At 61.7% G+C, this 16,164-nt stretch carries 13 protein-coding genes and 1 pseudogene; 7 read left to right on the top strand and 7 right to left on the bottom strand.

Annotated elements, in window-relative coordinates; all coding sequences use genetic code 11:
• Positions 1-6: 6 nt before the first annotated feature.
• Together NO363_RS10520 and NO363_RS10515 are read right to left on the bottom strand one after the other, a co-directional pair.
• The gene (locus tag NO363_RS10520; RefSeq protein ID WP_256684952.1) at positions 7-567 is read right to left on the bottom strand and encodes a DUF1102 domain-containing protein; all 561 of its coding nucleotides are present in this window, start codon (positions 565-567) and stop codon (positions 7-9) included.
• 414 nt (positions 568-981) lie between these two features.
• Complete coding sequence (locus NO363_RS10515) at positions 982-1,569, bottom strand: YIP1 family protein (protein WP_256687960.1); 588 nt, start codon at positions 1,567-1,569, stop codon at positions 982-984.
• Positions 1,570-1,831: 262 nt separating this feature from the next.
• Between NO363_RS10515 and NO363_RS10510 the strand changes: the two genes are divergently transcribed.
• The 3 genes from NO363_RS10510 (at position 1,832) to NO363_RS10500 (ending at position 5,481) form a co-directional block, all read left to right on the top strand.
• Positions 1,832-2,785, top strand: a complete 954-nt coding sequence (locus NO363_RS10510; protein ID WP_256684950.1) for an integral membrane transporter — start codon at positions 1,832-1,834, stop codon at positions 2,783-2,785.
• Positions 2,786-3,139: 354 nt separating this feature from the next.
• Positions 3,140-3,859 carry a DUF2270 domain-containing protein gene (locus tag NO363_RS10505; RefSeq protein WP_256684948.1) on the top strand — a complete coding sequence of 240 codons (720 nt, stop codon included), beginning with the start codon at positions 3,140-3,142 and terminating at the stop codon, positions 3,857-3,859.
• 215 nt (positions 3,860-4,074) lie between these two features.
• Entirely contained in the window at positions 4,075-5,481 is a 1,407-nt protein-coding gene (locus NO363_RS10500; RefSeq protein WP_256684946.1) for an FAD-dependent oxidoreductase, read from the top strand.
• 18 nt (positions 5,482-5,499) lie between these two features.
• On the opposite strand, the gene NO363_RS10495 is transcribed toward NO363_RS10500, so the two are convergent.
• Genes NO363_RS10495 through NO363_RS10485 form a run of 3 tightly spaced genes read right to left on the bottom strand, consistent with a single transcriptional unit; the run spans position 5,500 to position 9,079 of the window.
• Entirely contained in the window at positions 5,500-6,825 is a 1,326-nt protein-coding gene (locus tag NO363_RS10495; protein ID WP_256684944.1) for an ABC transporter ATP-binding protein, read from the bottom strand.
• Positions 6,822-7,904: an ABC transporter ATP-binding protein gene (locus NO363_RS10490; RefSeq protein WP_256684943.1), complete on the bottom strand. Its 1,083-nt coding sequence runs from the start codon at positions 7,902-7,904 to the stop codon at positions 6,822-6,824. The genes NO363_RS10495 and NO363_RS10490 overlap by 4 nt, the downstream gene beginning before the upstream one ends.
• A complete protein-coding gene (locus tag NO363_RS10485; protein WP_256684942.1) occupies positions 7,901-9,079 on the bottom strand; it encodes an ABC transporter permease in 1,179 nt (392 codons plus the stop codon). Before NO363_RS10485 ends, NO363_RS10490 begins: the two co-directional genes overlap by 4 nt.
• Positions 9,080-9,327: 248 nt before the next feature.
• On the opposite strand from NO363_RS10485, the gene NO363_RS10480 reads away from it, so the two are divergent.
• Positions 9,328-10,275, top strand: a complete 948-nt coding sequence (locus NO363_RS10480) for an ABC transporter permease (protein WP_256684940.1) — start codon at positions 9,328-9,330, stop codon at positions 10,273-10,275.
• Between the two features lie 54 nt (positions 10,276-10,329).
• Here the strand turns inward: NO363_RS10480 and NO363_RS10475 are convergent.
• Together NO363_RS10475 and NO363_RS10470 are read right to left on the bottom strand one after the other, a co-directional pair.
• Positions 10,330-10,986 (bottom strand): annotated as a pseudogene (locus tag NO363_RS10475) (tyrosine-type recombinase/integrase); the annotation flags it as partial.
• A 438-nt stretch (positions 10,987-11,424) separates the two neighbouring features.
• A complete protein-coding gene (locus NO363_RS10470; RefSeq protein WP_256684939.1) occupies positions 11,425-13,068 on the bottom strand; it encodes a transposase in 1,644 nt (547 codons plus the stop codon).
• A 344-nt stretch (positions 13,069-13,412) separates the two neighbouring features.
• Between NO363_RS10470 and NO363_RS10465 the strand changes: the two genes are divergently transcribed.
• From NO363_RS10465 to NO363_RS10455, 3 genes are all read left to right on the top strand, one after another.
• The gene (locus NO363_RS10465) at positions 13,413-13,571 is read left to right on the top strand and encodes a hypothetical protein (protein WP_256684937.1); all 159 of its coding nucleotides are present in this window, start codon (positions 13,413-13,415) and stop codon (positions 13,569-13,571) included.
• The gene (locus NO363_RS10460) at positions 13,561-14,301 is read left to right on the top strand and encodes a recombinase family protein (protein WP_256684935.1); all 741 of its coding nucleotides are present in this window, start codon (positions 13,561-13,563) and stop codon (positions 14,299-14,301) included. The genes NO363_RS10465 and NO363_RS10460 overlap by 11 nt, the downstream gene beginning before the upstream one ends.
• A gap of 766 nt (positions 14,302-15,067) precedes the next feature.
• Positions 15,068-16,135, top strand: coding sequence for a zinc-dependent alcohol dehydrogenase family protein (locus NO363_RS10455; protein WP_256684934.1), 1,068 nt, complete (start codon positions 15,068-15,070; stop codon positions 16,133-16,135).
• Positions 16,136-16,164 lie beyond the last annotated feature (29 nt).

Genomic DNA, 16,164 nt, shown 5'->3' with positions numbered 1-16,164 from the left:
GCCGAATTAGCTCGGATCCTGTGGTTTGCCGTCAGCGCCGGGGGCCTGTCCGGAATTGGGAGCTTTGGCGTGGACGGTGATGGCCTCGATGAGGTTCCCTTGAGAGACGCCGGAAGTGGTGTCGACCATGATGCCGACCTTCACCGAACTGCCGACGCCGAGGGAGCTGCCCGCCGATTCGATGGAGCTGGTCGGATCGCCGTTTTTGTAGAAGGTCACGGCGTCGGAACTGTCCTCGATCCGGATATCGACCGACTGACCGCCCTTGTTGGTGATCGTGAACACGTTGTCGAAGGAGGTCTTTGCACTCGGGTTGACGCCTTGTCCTTTGACCTTCGCATCGCCGTCGAGGTTCACCGCCAGCCGGCCGTTGTTGGTCGTGGCGTATTTCTGGCCGTTCGGCCCCGATCCCTGTTCGAGCGCGAGGAACGCCTCTTGGTCGCCGACGACTTCGACATCGGTGCTCCTGTCGGCCGTGACGCTGCTGAACGCGCCGGTGGCCATCACCATCGAGGCGGCGACCACCAGCACGATCAGCGCGAGCAGTTTTCCTTGTGGCAAACGCATTGTTGTGTCCTGTCCCACGGCCGCTGGACGGCCGCGGGGTACAGCCACCACCTCCAGCGCTATCCACGTAGTATTGGGCCGCTTGATACTCCATCAAGCTCGGCCTACCATCTATCAAGCAGAGCTTGATAGCGGACAGAACCCAGTTTTGACATAAAAACGTGGCTGCGGCAACCACTTTCAGCGAGAATCGTCAGCGCGAAACGACTGTAGACGGATGAATTGAGGCGATCGAGATTATTGTGGTTGTCTATATGCCATTACTATCGAACTATTTATTAATGGGGTTGGTCGATCCACTCGCTTGTGACGAAATCGAAAACTTATCTCGCCCGGATGCGCCGAACGGTCATCCTGTCGGTCCGAACTCTCTTTTTGTGTCGAATATATTAACAATCGTACTGCGTCGATCGACTACGGCAATAGTGCTGTTCCGGCCGCAATCGCCCGGAAGGCATAGCCGAAGACGAAGACCGCGGGCACGGCCGCAGCGAGGGCTGCGCGCCCGAGACCGATCTCGTGGACCTCGCTTGTACCGACGACGAGCAGTGCTGCTCCGTATAGCGCGCAGGCGATCCTGAGTCCTGGGATTGGAACGCCGGCGAGCACGCAGGGGGCGCTCGCGTAGGCGATGACCTGCACGGTTTCGCTGACGCCGGCGCGGTCATCGGCCACAGCGACGAGCGCGAGCGTCTCGGTGGCTGCCGCGAGATGGAGGGCGAGCGGCGCGACGAAGCCGACGGCGATGAGGAGCACGAGCAGCGCCGACGCGAGCTGCTGGTCGGCGAGCACCGGATAGGAACCCGGAACGAGCGCGAAGCGGGTCGCCTCCTCGATGGCGACCACGACCATGACGAACGCGAGCCCGGGCGCCTGATCGCCCGGTGCGACCCCGGCGGCGAAAAACCGGCGCGGGCGTACCAGCACCTCGAGCCACGCCCGCGCGAGCGCTATCGGGCCCCTGTCGCGCCCGCCGGTCGGGTTCTCGACCCACTGCGTCACGATCGGTAGTCGACTCCCGTCGGGTATCCCGGTTTCGATGCGCCGGTCTCCCATCCCGTCGTCGCCGATCGTCCGGCCTCGCGGACGGTTCCGGGCCCGTCGCCGGACCGAAGTGACCCGTATTTACGCGGTCGTCGCGTACGTGTGACCGTGAGCGACGGTGCACCCGACTTGCCGATCGGTTGCCCTGACCGGCGGGCGCGACCCCTCGCGAGCAGTGGACCGACCATCGACGACCCGTTCGTCCGGGTGAACTGACGTGGTGACGATCGATCAGCCGTCGCTACTGGTCGCCGCTTACGCCGCGGGCGTGCTGATGTTCTTCGCGCCGTGTAGCGTCGGCCTCCTGCCCGCGTATCTGACCTACTACTTCACCCACGATGCCGAAATCGATGGGGGTGCCATCGCTCCCGCAGACCGCACCGCGAGCAGCGGTTCGGGAAGCTTCGCGCGACAGCTGCTGCTCGCTAATGGCGTCCTGCTCTTCCTCGCCGGGGCGATCCCCCTGTTCTACATGGCGACGGCGGGGATCCGTCTGCTATTGCCCGGTTACGAGATCGTCGTCCCGCTGGCGAAACTCGGCACCGGCAGCTATCTCCCGCCGGTGGCGGCGGTGTTCCTCGGCACGGGACTGTCAGTCGTCGCGACCGGTCGCCGCGGCGCGGTTCGTGGGCTCCGCATCGGCGGGATCGCCACCCTCGGCATCGTCCTGCTGTACCTGCTCGTCGGCGGGGTCGTGCTCGTCGTCGGCCAGTGGGTACGCCCGTATCTCGCGTCGCTCCAACTGCTCGTCGGCCCGTTGCTGGTGGCGCTCGGGGCCGCCTACTACTACGGTATCTCGCCGCTCCGCGCCATCGAACTCCCCGAGCGCGGTGAGGTGTCCGACTCGGAGTTCTTCACGTTCGGCCTGCTCTACGGCGTCGGGAGCCTCGCCTGCAACCTCCCGGTGTTCCTCGGCGTCGTGCTCTCGTCGTTTTTCACGGGGAGTTTCCTCTCGGGACTGGCGGTCTTCGCCGCCTTCGCCGCCGGGATGGGCACGCTGATGATCGGGCTGAGTGTCGTCGCCAGTCTCACCGAGGGGTCGCTCTCGCTCGGGCGCTACGCCGCCCCGGTCCGGTCGGTCGGCAGTGCTGCGTTCGTGCTCATCGGACTGTACGTGACGTGGTACACGCTCCGCTCGCTCGGCTACCTCCCGGATGGTGCACTTCTCGGCTAGCCGCCGATCGGTCGGCCGGACGCCTGCCGTTCACCGCCGCCTGCTGTTCATCGTCGACCAGCCGACGAACCCGTGCGTCACTTGCAACCATGCACCTCTGCTCCACTCAAACACGAATAGTTGGATAATATCATCATTGTCGCCCCGATATCGTCACTCTCACTCCATCGTATGGCAAGTCTTATCCGAAACAGTTCGGTAGGGCGACACACTGATCGAACCGAATTACCGGCGACGCGATGTTCGACACCGACCACGTACTCGACCGATGACAACGAACCACGAGCGACACGCGAACCGATGGCGTGACGGGACACTGATCGATCGCGACCGATCGTCGACGGGGTGGGATCCGTGAGCGGGAACGAGCCGTTCGATCCGACCGGCGAGAGCGAGCGCCACATCGGCCGCGGGATGTTCGAGGAGGGGATGGGCCCTGGATCGTCGATGGCCCATCTCTACCGTGGGGAAGTTCATCGCATGAAGTTCTGGCGCGAGCGCCTCGATCGCACCACCAACTGGGCGGTCACGATCATGGCGGCGATCCTGACCTGGACGTTCACGAGCGACAACCCCCACTACATCCTTCTCGTGGGCATGGTGATGCTCACGGTCTTTCTCGTGATCGAGGCCCGCCGCTATCGCGGCTACGATCTCTGGCGCTCGCGCGTGCGCTTGTTACAGGAGAACGTCTTCGCGAACGCGCTCGATCCCTCGCAGGAGATCGACGACCCCCACTGGCGGCGCGAACTCAGCGAGGACTACCGCACGCCGCGCATCAAGATCTCCTTCGAGGAAGCGCTCGCCCACCGGCTCCGCCGCATCTACCTCCCTTTGCTGATCGTCCTGCTCGTCGCCTGGCTGGTCCGCATCACCGCGTTCATGCACGGGACGCCGTGGCCCGCCAGCGCCTCGATCGGCGTCGTCCCTGGAGCCGTTGTGAGCGCCGTTGTCGCCGTCGTCTTCGTCGGCGCGACGTTGATCGCATGCCGGCCGCGTACGTGGCAGGCCAACGGCGAACTCCGACTCACCGACGTCGACGTCTGGAGCGACGTCGACGGCCACCACGACTGATCACGCCGGCCGGCTGGGCCGATTGACCGAAATCCACGGTCTCCACCGGCCGTAGCGGTGGTTTCACTCCTCTTGTCTGACCAGCAGCACACTGTCGGATGGAAACAATTGGAAAGTAGCACTATGGAGATACACTCATTGCAGTGGGCTTCTGTACTTGGATCGTTAGATATCTCTGCCCGACAGTATATACTGCCCGTCGCCGAATCTCTCCTGTGAGCACGTTCGTCATCATCGGTGGCGATGCGGCCGGCATGTCCGCGGCAAGCAAGGCCAAACGGGACGATCCTGATCTCGATGTAATCGTTTTCGAGGCCGGTGAGTGGGTCTCCTATGGTGCCTGTGGCCTTCCCTACTACGTCAAGGGCGAGATACAGTCCTTGGAGGACCTCGTCTCGATCACGCCCGAGGAGTTCCGTGAACAGCGCGATATCGACCTCCGGATGGGCCACGAGGTCGTCGCCATCGACCCGAACGATCGGACTGTGACTGCTCGTGGAGAGAGCGAAGTCGTCGTTGAGTATGACCACCTGCTTGTTTCGACCGGTGCCGCGGCCGTCGAACCTCCGATCGACGGTATCGACAGGGACGGCGTCTACACGCTCGGCTCGATGTCCGACGGCAAGGAGCTCCGAGAGTACGTCGGTCGGGCACGAACCGATGGAACCCTCAACCAGCCAGACAGCGGGCCAGCCTGTCGATTTCTCGACGACTGTAACGGTCCCGTCGGCATCGTCGGCGGCGGTTATATCGGTATCGAGATGGCCGAGGCGCTGGCCGGCAACGGCTTCGAGGTACAGCTGTTCCAGCGCGGCGATCGCATCCTGAAACCGTTCGGCGAGGCGACGAGCGACGCGATCCTCGATCATCTCGGCGAGCAGGACGTCGCGGTGAACCTGAACGCCGAAGTCGAAGCACTCGCTGGTGGTGATGGGGTCGAAGCGGTCGTGACCGTCGACGGACGAACGCCCGTCGAGATGGTGCTTGTTGGGACCGGTGTCAGCCCACGCACCGATCTCGCCGAGGACGCCGGCATCGAACTGGGCGCGACGGGCGCTATCGCAGCTGATGCCTACCGGGAGACGAGCCGCCCCGACATTTACGCGGCGGGCGACTGTGCGGAGGCCGAACACGTCGTCACCGGTGAACCGGCGTACGTTCCGCTCGCGTTGACGGCCAACCGACACGGCCGAGCGGTCGGTCGAACGATCGCGGGCACACCGACCGACGGCGGCGGTATCGCGGGGACGGCAGCCGTCAAGGCCTTTGATCGGGAAGCCGCCCGGACAGGTGTTCTTGATCATCAAAAGGCTCGTCGCGTCGGGTTCGATCCCATCACCGAGATTATCGACGCGAAATCGCGCGCCGGCTACTATCCCGGTGGGAGCACGGTCGGGGTGACACTCACCGCCGACCGCGACTCCGGGCGTGTGCTCGGTGGCAGCCTCGTCGCCGAATACGGCGAGGGTGCAGTCCATCGGAGCCATGCGCTCGTCGGTGCCGTCACCGAGGGCATCGGTCTCGGCGAACTCTCGAACTACGATCTCGCGTACGCGCCGCCGTTCAACACGACATGGGACCCCGTGCTAACGGCTGCGAAGGTGCTCGACGGTAATCGTTGAGGCAGGCGAGGACGATCATCACTCGTTCAACTGCCCGGAGAGCGCCGACTCGACCGTGGACGATTCGCCACCCACATCATGGAGATGACACGCCGCTCGATGTCCGGTGTCGGTTTCTTCGAGCGCGGGCTGTTCTCGACAACAGACCGTCGCGAACGATTCGCCGAGGCGCTCTTCGGCAGTCTCCAGCTCGCCGGCAGCGATGTCCGCGAGCGCGGCCGACAGCACCTGCTCGGCGTTCGCGTCGTGCAGTTCGTCTGGGATGTCGTAGTCCGCGCGGATCGCCGTTCGCAGCTCCGACGCCGATATTTCGTCGGCGCGTTCGACATCCCCTTCGGCGACGAGTCGCGTGCGGAGCCGCTCGGTATCGAGCGTCCGGTCTCGGAGCGCAATCCGGAGATCCAGTATGCCGCGCCACACCTGCTGGTCGAAGTCGTAGTTCGGCGGCTGAATCACTGCGGGACACCGAGTGTGGAACCGACAGCCCGGCGGCGGATCCGCCGGATCGGGCACCGTGCCTGAAAGTTCCGCACGCTCGCCACGCCTGGTGGGGTCCGGCGTCGGCATCGACGCGAGCAACGCACGGGTGTAGGGATGTTGCGGATCGGCGAAGACCGCCTCGGTCGGTCCCCGTTCGACGATCTCGCCGAGATACATCACCGCGACGCGGTCGCAGACGTCGCGCACCACGCTCATGTCGTGGCTGATCAGCAGGATCGAGAGCCCGAACGTCGTCTGAAGGCGTTCGATGAGCGCGAGGATCTCGGCTTCGACCGAGACGTCGAGCGCCGACACCGGCTCGTCGGCGACCAACAGCTCCGGGTTCGTCACCAGCGCCCGTGCGAGCGCGACCCGCTGTTTCTGCCCACCGGAGAGTTCGTGTGGATACCGATCGTAGTCGTCGGCTGAGAGACCGACCTCCGCGAGCATCGTCTCGACGACATTCCGTCGACGATCTCGGTCGCGCAACCCGTGGAGTGCCAGCGGCTCGGCCACGGATTCGCCGATCGACAGCCGCGGGTCGAAGCTCGACGTCGGGTCCTGGAATATCATCCCCGTCCGCCGGCGGAAGCGCTTGCGCTCGTCGTCCGTGTGGTCGCCGACGGTTTCGCCGTCGAACCGGATCTCGCCATCGGTGGGCGTTTCGAGCCGCAGCAGGCTCCGCGCGGCGGTCGACTTTCCACAGCCGGATTCGCCGACGAGACCGAGCGTCTCGCCGCGGTGTATATCGAAACTGATCCCGTCAACCGCGCGTATGTGGCCGACCTCGCGGTTCAACAACCCTTCAGTAACCGGGTAGTGCTTGGTGAGGTTACGTACCGACAGGACGGCATCGTCGGTCACTGTTCTCCTCCCTCGGTCGCGTGCCCGCCATCGGTCTGTCGTTTCGACCGTCCGGTCGCTTGCGCTGCGCGGTCGGTTGCGTCCTCCTGCACCACCGCCGTGTCGTGGTCGTCGTCGTAGAAGACGCAGGCAGCACGATGCGTTTCGTTGTTGTTGACGGGTTCGAGCGATGGTTGCTCGCCGCCGCTGCAGTCTTCGATGGCATGCGGACAGCGCGGGTGGAACCGACAGCCGGTCGGCGGGTCGGTCGGGTCCGGGAACTCCCCGCCGATGGTCTCCCGACGTTCGCCACGTCCCGGCAGACAGCGCAGCAGCGCTTGGGTGTAAGGATGAGCCGGCGTCTCGAACACGTCGTAAACGTCGCCCCGTTCCATCACCTTCCCCGCGTACATGACGACCACGCGGTCGGCCATCTCGGCGACGACGCCGAGGTCGTGGGTGACGAACAGGATCGCCATGTCGCGTTCGGTCTTGATTTCGTTCAGGAGATCGAGAATCCCCGCCTGGGTCGTCACGTCGAGCGCTGTCGTCGGCTCGTCGGCGATCAACAGGTCGGGTTCGGCGGCGAGCGCCATCGCGATGACGACGCGCTGTTTCATCCCGCCGGAGAACTCGTGGGGATACTCGTCGAAGCGCGTCGCTGCCTCAGGAATACCGACCCGATCGAGCAGTTCGATCCCGCGCTCGCGTGCAGCACGCTTCGAGACGTCCCGATGGAGGCGGATGGCTTCGACGAGCTGTGCACCGACGGAGTAGACGGGATCGAGTGCGCCCTGTGGGTTCTGGAAGACGTGCGCGATCCGCTCGCCGCGCACGTTCGAGAGCTGTTCCGGCGAGCGCTCTGTGAGGTCGCGCCCGTCGAAGTCGACCCGGCCGCCGACGAGTTCGCCGGGTGGCATCGGAAGCAATTTCGTGATCGATTCACAGGCGACGGTCTTGCCGGAGCCGCTCTCGCCGACCAGACAAACGGTCTCACCCTGCTCGACCGCGAAACTCACCCCATCGACCGCCAGCACCGTGCCGTCGCTCGTCTCGAAGTGGGTTCGGAGGTCATTCACCGAGAGGAGCGGTTCGCTCATGCGTTCCCCCGTGGGTCGAGCGTGTCTCGGAGTGCATCGCCGATGACGCTGAACGAGAACACCGTGAGAATCAAAAACACCAGCGGGAACGCCCACACCCACCACAGTTCCATGTTCAGATCGGTGAGCATCTGGCCCCACGACGGGACGTTCTCGTCGCCTAGCACGACGATGAACGAGATAGCCGCCTCCGTGAGAATCAGGAGGGGAATCTGGCGCGTCGTGGCCGTGAGAACAGTATTCGAGACGTTCGGCAGGATGTGTCTCCGGATGATCTGCAATCGGCTCGCGCCCGCGCTCTCGGCGGCGGTGACGTACAGCTCGCCGCGACGTTGGATGACCTCGCTGCGGACCAAGCGGGCGACACCACCCCAACTGAACAGTCCGAACACGAGAACGATGAGAAACAGGCTCTGACCGAAGACGAATCCGAGGACGATATAGACGAGAAACGCCGGCACCGTCTGCTGGATATCGACGTAGCGCATCAACACGTCGTCGACCCAGCCGCCGACGTAGCCGGCGACGGTACCGACGGCCGTCGCGATCGGCACCATGAGCATCGACGTGACGAGCGCGACGAGCAGGCTCACGCCCATCCCGGCCACGACCAGCTCCAGCACGCTCTGGCCGACCGCATTGGTGCCGAACGGGAAGCGGAGACTGCCGTGACAGTACTGCTGGACCGCCGTCCCGGTCACGTCGCCGGCGCAGTTGATGGCGACCGTCCCCGCCTCGACGGTGGCAAACAGCGCCGGCTGTTTGGCGTACTGGATGTTCGTCGACGGGCGATCGAGCACGAGCAGGCTGGCCGTCCCGAGAACGAAGAAGACGGCCAGATAGGCCGCACAGGCGACTGCGAGTCTGTTCCGGCGAAACCGTCGCCAGTACTGCATCGTCCGGTCGCGGTTGCGGACGGCCGGAACGACGACGGCGAAGGCGAAGACGACCAGCGAGAGGACGAACAGCCAGTCGAGCCGCGAGGGGGCGTACCACGCACCGATCGAGAGATCGTAGCCGGTGAACCGATCGTAGAGGAACAGTGCCGCGAGCAGCCCGAGCGCGAGGAGAAAGCCGCCGGTCCGCCGTCCGACCACCGGCCGTTCCTCGTCTAACTCCTCCCAATCGATGGCATCGAACTGAGCGTCGATGCTCGCATCGGAATCGACCGCCATGCTACTTGTTTCCGATGTTCGCTTCCACGGTAGTATAAGCTTTCAGGATGGCATACAGAATCTGATACGACCGGATGAGGCCTGAAAACTTATGGCACGCCGGAGCATGGTCGGCAGCAGCATCGAAGGATGTACCGTCCAGCACTCCCCACGCACGGTTTCCGATCGAGCCGATGGTGGTATCCACTCGGCCTGCAGTGCCGGCAGCGACCTGTCCCGCATCCGACGACGAGCGGTGGTGAGACAGTGTGAACCGTCGCTGGCAAATCGTCCGCCGGGCGACGTTCGCCGTACTCGCCACGTTTCTCGTCGTCTCGCTGGTCTTCGCGTTCGTCGCAGTCACGTCGGACCCCTACACTGGACAGCTCGCACGGTCGGCCGCCGAGGAATCCGCGGAGGAAGACACTCCGGTGAAACAGACGGATGCATGGGAGCGATTGGTCGAATATAGGCAGCAGCGCAACCTCGACGAACCGGTCGGCGAGCGCTACGTCGACTGGTTGGGCGACGTTGCGACGCTTGACCTCGGGACGGCGTTCGGGACGACGAGGACGGGAGTGATGTTCGGCCAGTCCTACCCCGAGGACACCCCAGTGACATCACTGGTAGCGAGCGCGGTGTCGCGCACGCTGTCGTATCTCGTTCCGGCCATCGTGTTCTCGGTCGTCGGCGGCATCAGCATCGGCGTCTACACGGCGACGCGCCAGCACACGTTCGTCGATCGACTCGGGACGAGCGTCGCCCATCTCGGCTTCAGCCTACCGAACTTCTGGCTCGCAGAGATCGTAGTGCTCTCCGGTCTCGGTGTGGGCGGGATGCTGTCAGGTGCGCCGGGACGGACGAGCGGGCTTCTCTACACGGTCGTGTTTCCGGCCGCAGTGTTGGGGACGAGCCTGCTTGCCGGACAGCTCCGGTACGCACGTGCCCAGTCGCTCGAATACACCGATGCGGAATTCATCAAACTCGTTCGGGCCAAAGGCGCAGGAAGCCGACGAGTCGCTCGGCATCTGCTACGCAACGCGGCCGTCCCATTGCTGTCGCTGTTTTTCGCAGACATGCTCGGGATCGTCGTCCTGAACGTCTTCGTTATCGAGTACGTCTTCGGGATTCAAGGTCTCGGCGGGTTGAGCCTCGTCGCCATCCAGCAGAAGTCAGCTAGGTCGATTCATCATGCACAGTCTCCCTACGCAATTTAGATCGAGATTGTTCCATTGTTGGTCGTGCATGAACAAACTGCCTGCCTGACTTCAGACTGGGTTGGGAAGACCTCGATCGTCGAGGCGCTGCTTTTTCGCGAAGACCGTCGCATAGCGATCTTCGAGGTGAACGTCTTCCCACCGAAGCCCCTGCCGACGCTCATCGCTCCGATCTCGAAGAATTTCCGCGCCTCGCACGCCGGAGTACGAGAGGAGATAGACGAGTGCACGATCACGGCAGGCTTTGATCGCTGCCTCTCTGTCTTCGCCGACGTTGTCGATCGCCGTGCTGGCTTGCTCGTCGACGAAGCCGGTGAGCTGCTGGCGATCTTCGGCCGACCACGCTTGCTGCTCGCCGCTCTTGTGACCACCGTCGTCGGGAATTGGCTCGGTCGCGTTGCGCCGCTGAGCGACGTTCTCGGCGAGGTGCCCCTCACGGACGGCCCAGCCACAGAACGCGGAGACGTACGCGTAGTAGGTGCGCACAGTGCCCGCTGTCCAACCTTGCCGAGTGAGGTGACGCGCGTACTCGCGCAGGTGGCCCGAGTCCAACTCGTCGAACGTCGTCGGACTGTCTTCGTGGCCAGTAAGAAAATCGACGAGCCGATCGAGCTCTCGGCCCGCGTCCTGGCGATAGTTGCCGCTCTCGCCACCCTGACCTTTGCCCTTGTCCGTCAGGAAGTCCTCGATAACTGCATCAATCGACACCACGCTACGCGCCTCCACTGCGTTCGCTGGCTCGAGCACTGCTCTCGCGATGAGTAACCGTGGTTCTGGGTCGTGGCATCTGGTACGCTGTGGGAGAGGGCGGGGAGGTGGATAAATCTACGTGCCCTTATTCAACTAAGCACGAGTAAACCGAAAAACCGCCAATTCCTCCGATTTCAACCGTAACAGGTGGCTTAGACTCAATATTAGAGTTTATACACTTTATAGTGGTTTATCGAAATTCAGCCCTGCTGCTGCGAATACCCCAAAATCTATGCACGGGAGAGCCGCTAAATCGAAAATTCCGATATGATCTGACCCGAATCGAGCATCCGCAACTGCCACTCACTCCACTGAGTGGCAGTTGCACAAGGGCCTCAGAGTGAAATCAGGGGAACTGGACAGTGACGCCTCTACTGAGGGGCGAACCCGGCGCGGGTTCTACAGGAGTGTTACCAACCTCCTCTGGAGGAAGCCACGAAACCGCGGGGCGATGACCCGCGGTTTCGTGCGGAATTCCACGACACCAAGCGAGAGTTGGACCAAGAGGTCAACCAACAGCCACATATCGTACAGCAGCATCGCGAATCCGAAGTGGAACAACCGCACGGCGTAGTCTTTCGATGTCGTCCACGGGGCGAATTCCTTGATGCTGCCGTAGGCGTTCTCGATACCGCCTCGTCGGGTGTATCGCTTAATCCGACGTCGTGTCTGCCGCCGATCCAGACCAATCTCGTCGTCGACGGCGAGATTGGTCAGGAACGTTTGGATTTCGTCGCGATCCTCGTCAGGAGGGAGTCCAACTAACGTCGTCTCAACCCTGGCATTGTTTGGTTTTCCCTTCACGGGACCGTGCATCGCCCATGTATCCTTGACCGTGACCTGATCGTCCATGCGCGCGATGAACCGCTTCACGCGGGCATCGCGCGTGGCCGGGATCACGTAGAACAGATCACGCTGTTCGAGTGCTTCGATCACGTCCGCAGCGTGGAACTCTCTGTCAGCGTAGACGCGGCGGACGCTCAATCTGACGCGCTCCTCGACAATATCCACGAGCCGGCGGACCACGCCGCCGGCTCGATAGGATTTGTCTTCGCCAACGTACTCGTTCGGATCATGATCATCAGCGTCACCGATCGGAAGCATTGCCGCGGTGAACTGGATGTTATCGCCAACAACGCTCGCAGTCGCGAACTTGTAGCACCAGTCGTAGGATTTGTCCTTAGGAGCTCCCTGAACGCGAACTATCTCGTCACGTTCACCGTAGTAGGCGATGTAGGTCATGTCGATCGCGATCATGACCGGCCGGTCGAACTCCACGTACGGCTTGGCCCGCGTCAAGACGCGGGCCGCGCCACGGTTGACCATCTCCGTGATTTCGTCGAGGTCGAGGTCTTTGACCGCCGTTAACAGCGTCTCTCCAGACGGACCGTCCTCGTAGAATGGATCATCGAGATCCGGCTCAGGATTGACGTAATCGCCGTAGATCTCGGCACCGCCGTTGGCGGCGGTGCCTGTGACCCCGAGCAACGTCTCCAGCAGCAGAAGCTCTTCGTCGTCGTAGATCGACCCATCGGGTCGGTCGAAATCGATCGCCGGGAACACGACAGAGGTGAGCTCTTCGACCACTTCGCGGGTTTTCCCGCGAATGAGTCGGTTGACGGTGCGCTTCGAGGAGCCTGTCGGCTCCTCCGAAGCGCTGTCAGCGTAGGGCGTCCCGATTGGACTCCCACGTCTGGCGGCAAGCATCCGAATCTGCCGCGCGCTCTCTTCGATTCTCGATTGAAACTCTTCGAATCGGTTGCGACGCGCACGCGAGAGCGTACTCTGATTAGGTACGTCGTCAGGATCGAATCCAAGATCGGCTGCCACGTCGGGGTCCTCTTCGAGCGTCCGATGCACGGCGGCATCGGACGCATCTTCGAGTTCGCCGAGAAAGAGCGCCCGAACCATCGGTTCGAACGGCTTCGAGTCGTGCCAGTCCGGGAATGGATCGTTTTGGGCGTACGAAGCGAGATCGAGGTGGCTGACCACCTCGACCGCGTCAGATGTCTCGTCGAGGATGTCTTCGGCCTGTTTTGTCAACAGCAACCGTCCGCCAGAAAGGGAATCAGTGTTCTTCAGTCGGTCATCGGGTCGAGGCTGCGTTCCGCAGCCCCGACCCGTTCTGTGTCGTTTGTGACCACTCGGGACTGTGTTCCTCCCCGACCGGTTAGCCGTCCGACTCATCCTCATCCCGATTCTCGTGCATAGATTCTGTCGTTCGTGACATCAGTCAGCCTTGGAGATCCAGAGATTCGGAGGATGGATTTCTACAAACCACCAGTCTTCTAACTGTTTTGGAAAGTGCAGTAGCGTCTCAGAAACCCACCTTTCTGATACACCTCCATTAGTACTAAATACCGTACTAACCATAGTACGGATCACCAATGCCGACAACAGCCATCAACAAAGCCGGTGATCGCCACTACAAGACCACCGTCCCTCTCGGGTTCGTCGAGGGGTTCGATCTCGACGGCAAACGATTCGAGTGGTCGGTCAAGTCCGGCAACACCTTCGAACTCCGTGTGGTCGACGATGACGACTGAAACCGAATCCGACACTGCTGTCGGCTACATTCGACTCTCTCAAGACGGGAAATCACTCAATCGACAGCGCCGGGACGTCAAGGACTACGCAACTGGGCGCGGGGTCGAGCTGATCACAGTCTACGACGAGGGCAAACGAAGTTCCGGGTTCGATACCGACCGCCCGGAGTACACCGCGCTCCGTGAGCACGTTGCTGACGGCGGTGTGGATACGGTTATCGTCCCGAACCTCTCGCGACTCTCCCGTGATCGCAAGGAACGTCTCCGACTCTTGCTTGACGTCGATACAGCTGACGTCGCGGTTCATTCGGTTGAGCTCGGTCGTGCGGTCGATCTCGATGACGATTGGGCACTCGTCCACCAGTCAATTCGGGCGACTACCGACGACGTCGAGAAACGCAAAGAGATCGCGCGCTCGAAACGCGCAACACAGGAACGCATCGAGAATGGCTACGATCACGGTCGTCTACCGTTCGGGCTGACCTACGACGAGGACGGACGCTACTGGGTTCCTGCCCATGACACTGACGAGTACCAAGCGGCGCTTGCGTGTATCAGACTCCGCAACGATGGTCGCTCCTGGCGAGAGATCGAACGCGAGACCAGCGTGAACAAAGACACCGCGCGCCGGATCTACTCCCGCTGCGAGCGGTATCTTCCCGCGGATGTGAACGGAAACGAGCGTAGCTCGACTTCACAGCCAAGACGGACGATCAACTCGTCACGGTAGGAATTGGTCGGATGGCTTTGGGTCATGCTTATCCTGCCAGCGCCGACGGCCCCTCCGAGGGCCGTAAAAGTGGTCCTATCTACAGAAGTTGTCTGCACATCGAACGCCTCAGTGTAAAAAGCACGATTAGCGGGAACCCAGAAAGTAATAGACGCTAGCAAAAGTGAAAGCCCCAACCCCACCCAGAAGTATCGACCGATAGAGCGGTTCTCCTCCCAGAATAAGTGATAGACCAATCCAAGTAGCGAAAAACCCGATACCAACCAAAAGAACATACCAAGCTCGCGGCAGATCTCTAAGCCACTGGTCCACCCTTCTATACTGACTCAAGAGAGTGTTGACCATACACCATTTCCATCACCCGTCGATATATGTTTTCTCACCCAGTCAGTAGGCACTCCCTTCGTTGCAGGGTAGCGCTCCGACGTGATCGGCGCGACGACACCCCGCGTCCGGAGTGTAAATCTGACGAGCCAAACCTCCTCGACGTACACCGATATTACTCTGTATTGTGATAGAATTACCCCGAAACCGCCAAGTCACGATGTCAGTTGTAACTCATTGGAATAATGAACTACTGCTGTCCGGTGGTTTTTCGTCGCTGATTCGCGCTCGAAATGGATTTACTCGTGATTCGTACAGGACTCATGAGTGCATACTCTGTCATTATTCACTAGACCGATGAGAGGGAGTGATGAAAACACTGATTAAATGAAAACCATCATCCATAATGGTTATTAGCTGCCTCTTCGTGTGTGGGAATGTCATGCAGGCAGTTGTACTGGAGGAGTTTCAGGAGCCGTTGACCGTCCAGGATGTCGAACGTCCTGAACCAGAACCCGATGGAGCCGTCGCCAAACTCATCGGGTGTGGAGTCTGCCGCTCGGATTGGCACTGCTGGCAGGGCGACTGGGACTGGTTCGGTTACCGGCCCGACCCGCCACACGTTCTCGGTCACGAACCCACTGCTCGTATCGTATCCGTCGGTGAGGATGTCGAAACCGTCGAAGAGGGGCAGGAAATCGCAATCCCGTTCTGCCTCGCATGCGGGACCTGTGATCTGTGTCGGAACGGCCGCGAGAACATCTGTGAGAACCACATCGGGTTGGGATTCATGAATCAAGCTCCCGGAGCGTTCGCCGAGGAGGTTCACATTCCACACGCCGATGTCAACGCTGTGCCGCTGCCGGACAGTATCGACGCTGAAACCGCCGCTGGGTGTGGCTGCCGATTTATGACTTCGTTTCACGCGATGGCCCATCGGGCACCCGTAAGCGGTGGCGATGATGTGGTGATCCACGGCTGCGGTGGTATCGGTCTTTCAGCCGTCCACATTGCCAACGCTCTCGGTGGCAACGTGATCGCGGTGGACCTGAAGGATGAGAATCTCGACAAAGCTGAAGAACTCGGTGCGGTCGCCACCGTCAACGCTAGTGAGGTCGACGATCCCGCCGCCGAAGTTCACGACATCACTGACGGAGGAGCGGACGTCTCAGCCGACGGACTCGGTATCAAAACCACTTGCCAGAACGCGGTCAACAGCCTCCGCAAAGGCGGAACGCACGTTCAGATCGGGTTGACCACCTCGGAAGAAGAAGGAATGGTTCCACTGCCGGTCGATGACTTCGTTTCCAAGGAGATCGATTTCCACGGCTCACTCGGTCTCCAGCCCTCGCGCTACAGCGAGATGCTAGACATGATCGAATCGAGCAAACTCGATCCGGCAGCGCTCGTCAGCGAGACTGTCGACATTCACGAAGTCCCAGATGAACTCGCTTCCATGACCGAATTCAACACGCTGGGAATCCCAGTCTGTAACGATTTCAGTAGCTGAGCACTCTCGGACAATTTTTGCTATAACCC

The sequence above is a fragment of the Halococcus qingdaonensis genome, assembly GCF_024508235.1.
Lineage (GTDB): Archaea > Halobacteriota > Halobacteria > Halobacteriales > Halococcaceae > Halococcus > Halococcus qingdaonensis.
Note: the sequence above shows the minus strand (reverse complement) of the source record. Positions and strands in the feature narration are given on the sequence as shown.

Bases quoted from the DNA above. Each gene is read 5' to 3' on its own strand.
- NO363_RS10490 (WP_256684943.1), bottom strand. From the start codon at position 7,904: ATGAGCGAACCGCTCCTCTCGGTGAATGACCTCCGAACCCACTTCGAG.
- NO363_RS10465 (WP_256684937.1), top strand. From the start codon at position 13,413: ATGCCGACAACAGCCATCAACAAAGCCGGTGATCGCCACTACAAGACC.
- NO363_RS10485 (WP_256684942.1), bottom strand. From the start codon at position 9,079: ATGGCGGTCGATTCCGATGCGAGCATCGACGCTCAGTTCGATGCCATC.
- NO363_RS10460 (WP_256684935.1), top strand. From the start codon at position 13,561: ATGACGACTGAAACCGAATCCGACACTGCTGTCGGCTACATTCGACTC.
- NO363_RS10455 (WP_256684934.1), top strand. From the start codon at position 15,068: ATGCAGGCAGTTGTACTGGAGGAGTTTCAGGAGCCGTTGACCGTCCAG.
- NO363_RS10520 (WP_256684952.1), bottom strand. From the start codon at position 567: ATGCGTTTGCCACAAGGAAAACTGCTCGCGCTGATCGTGCTGGTGGTC.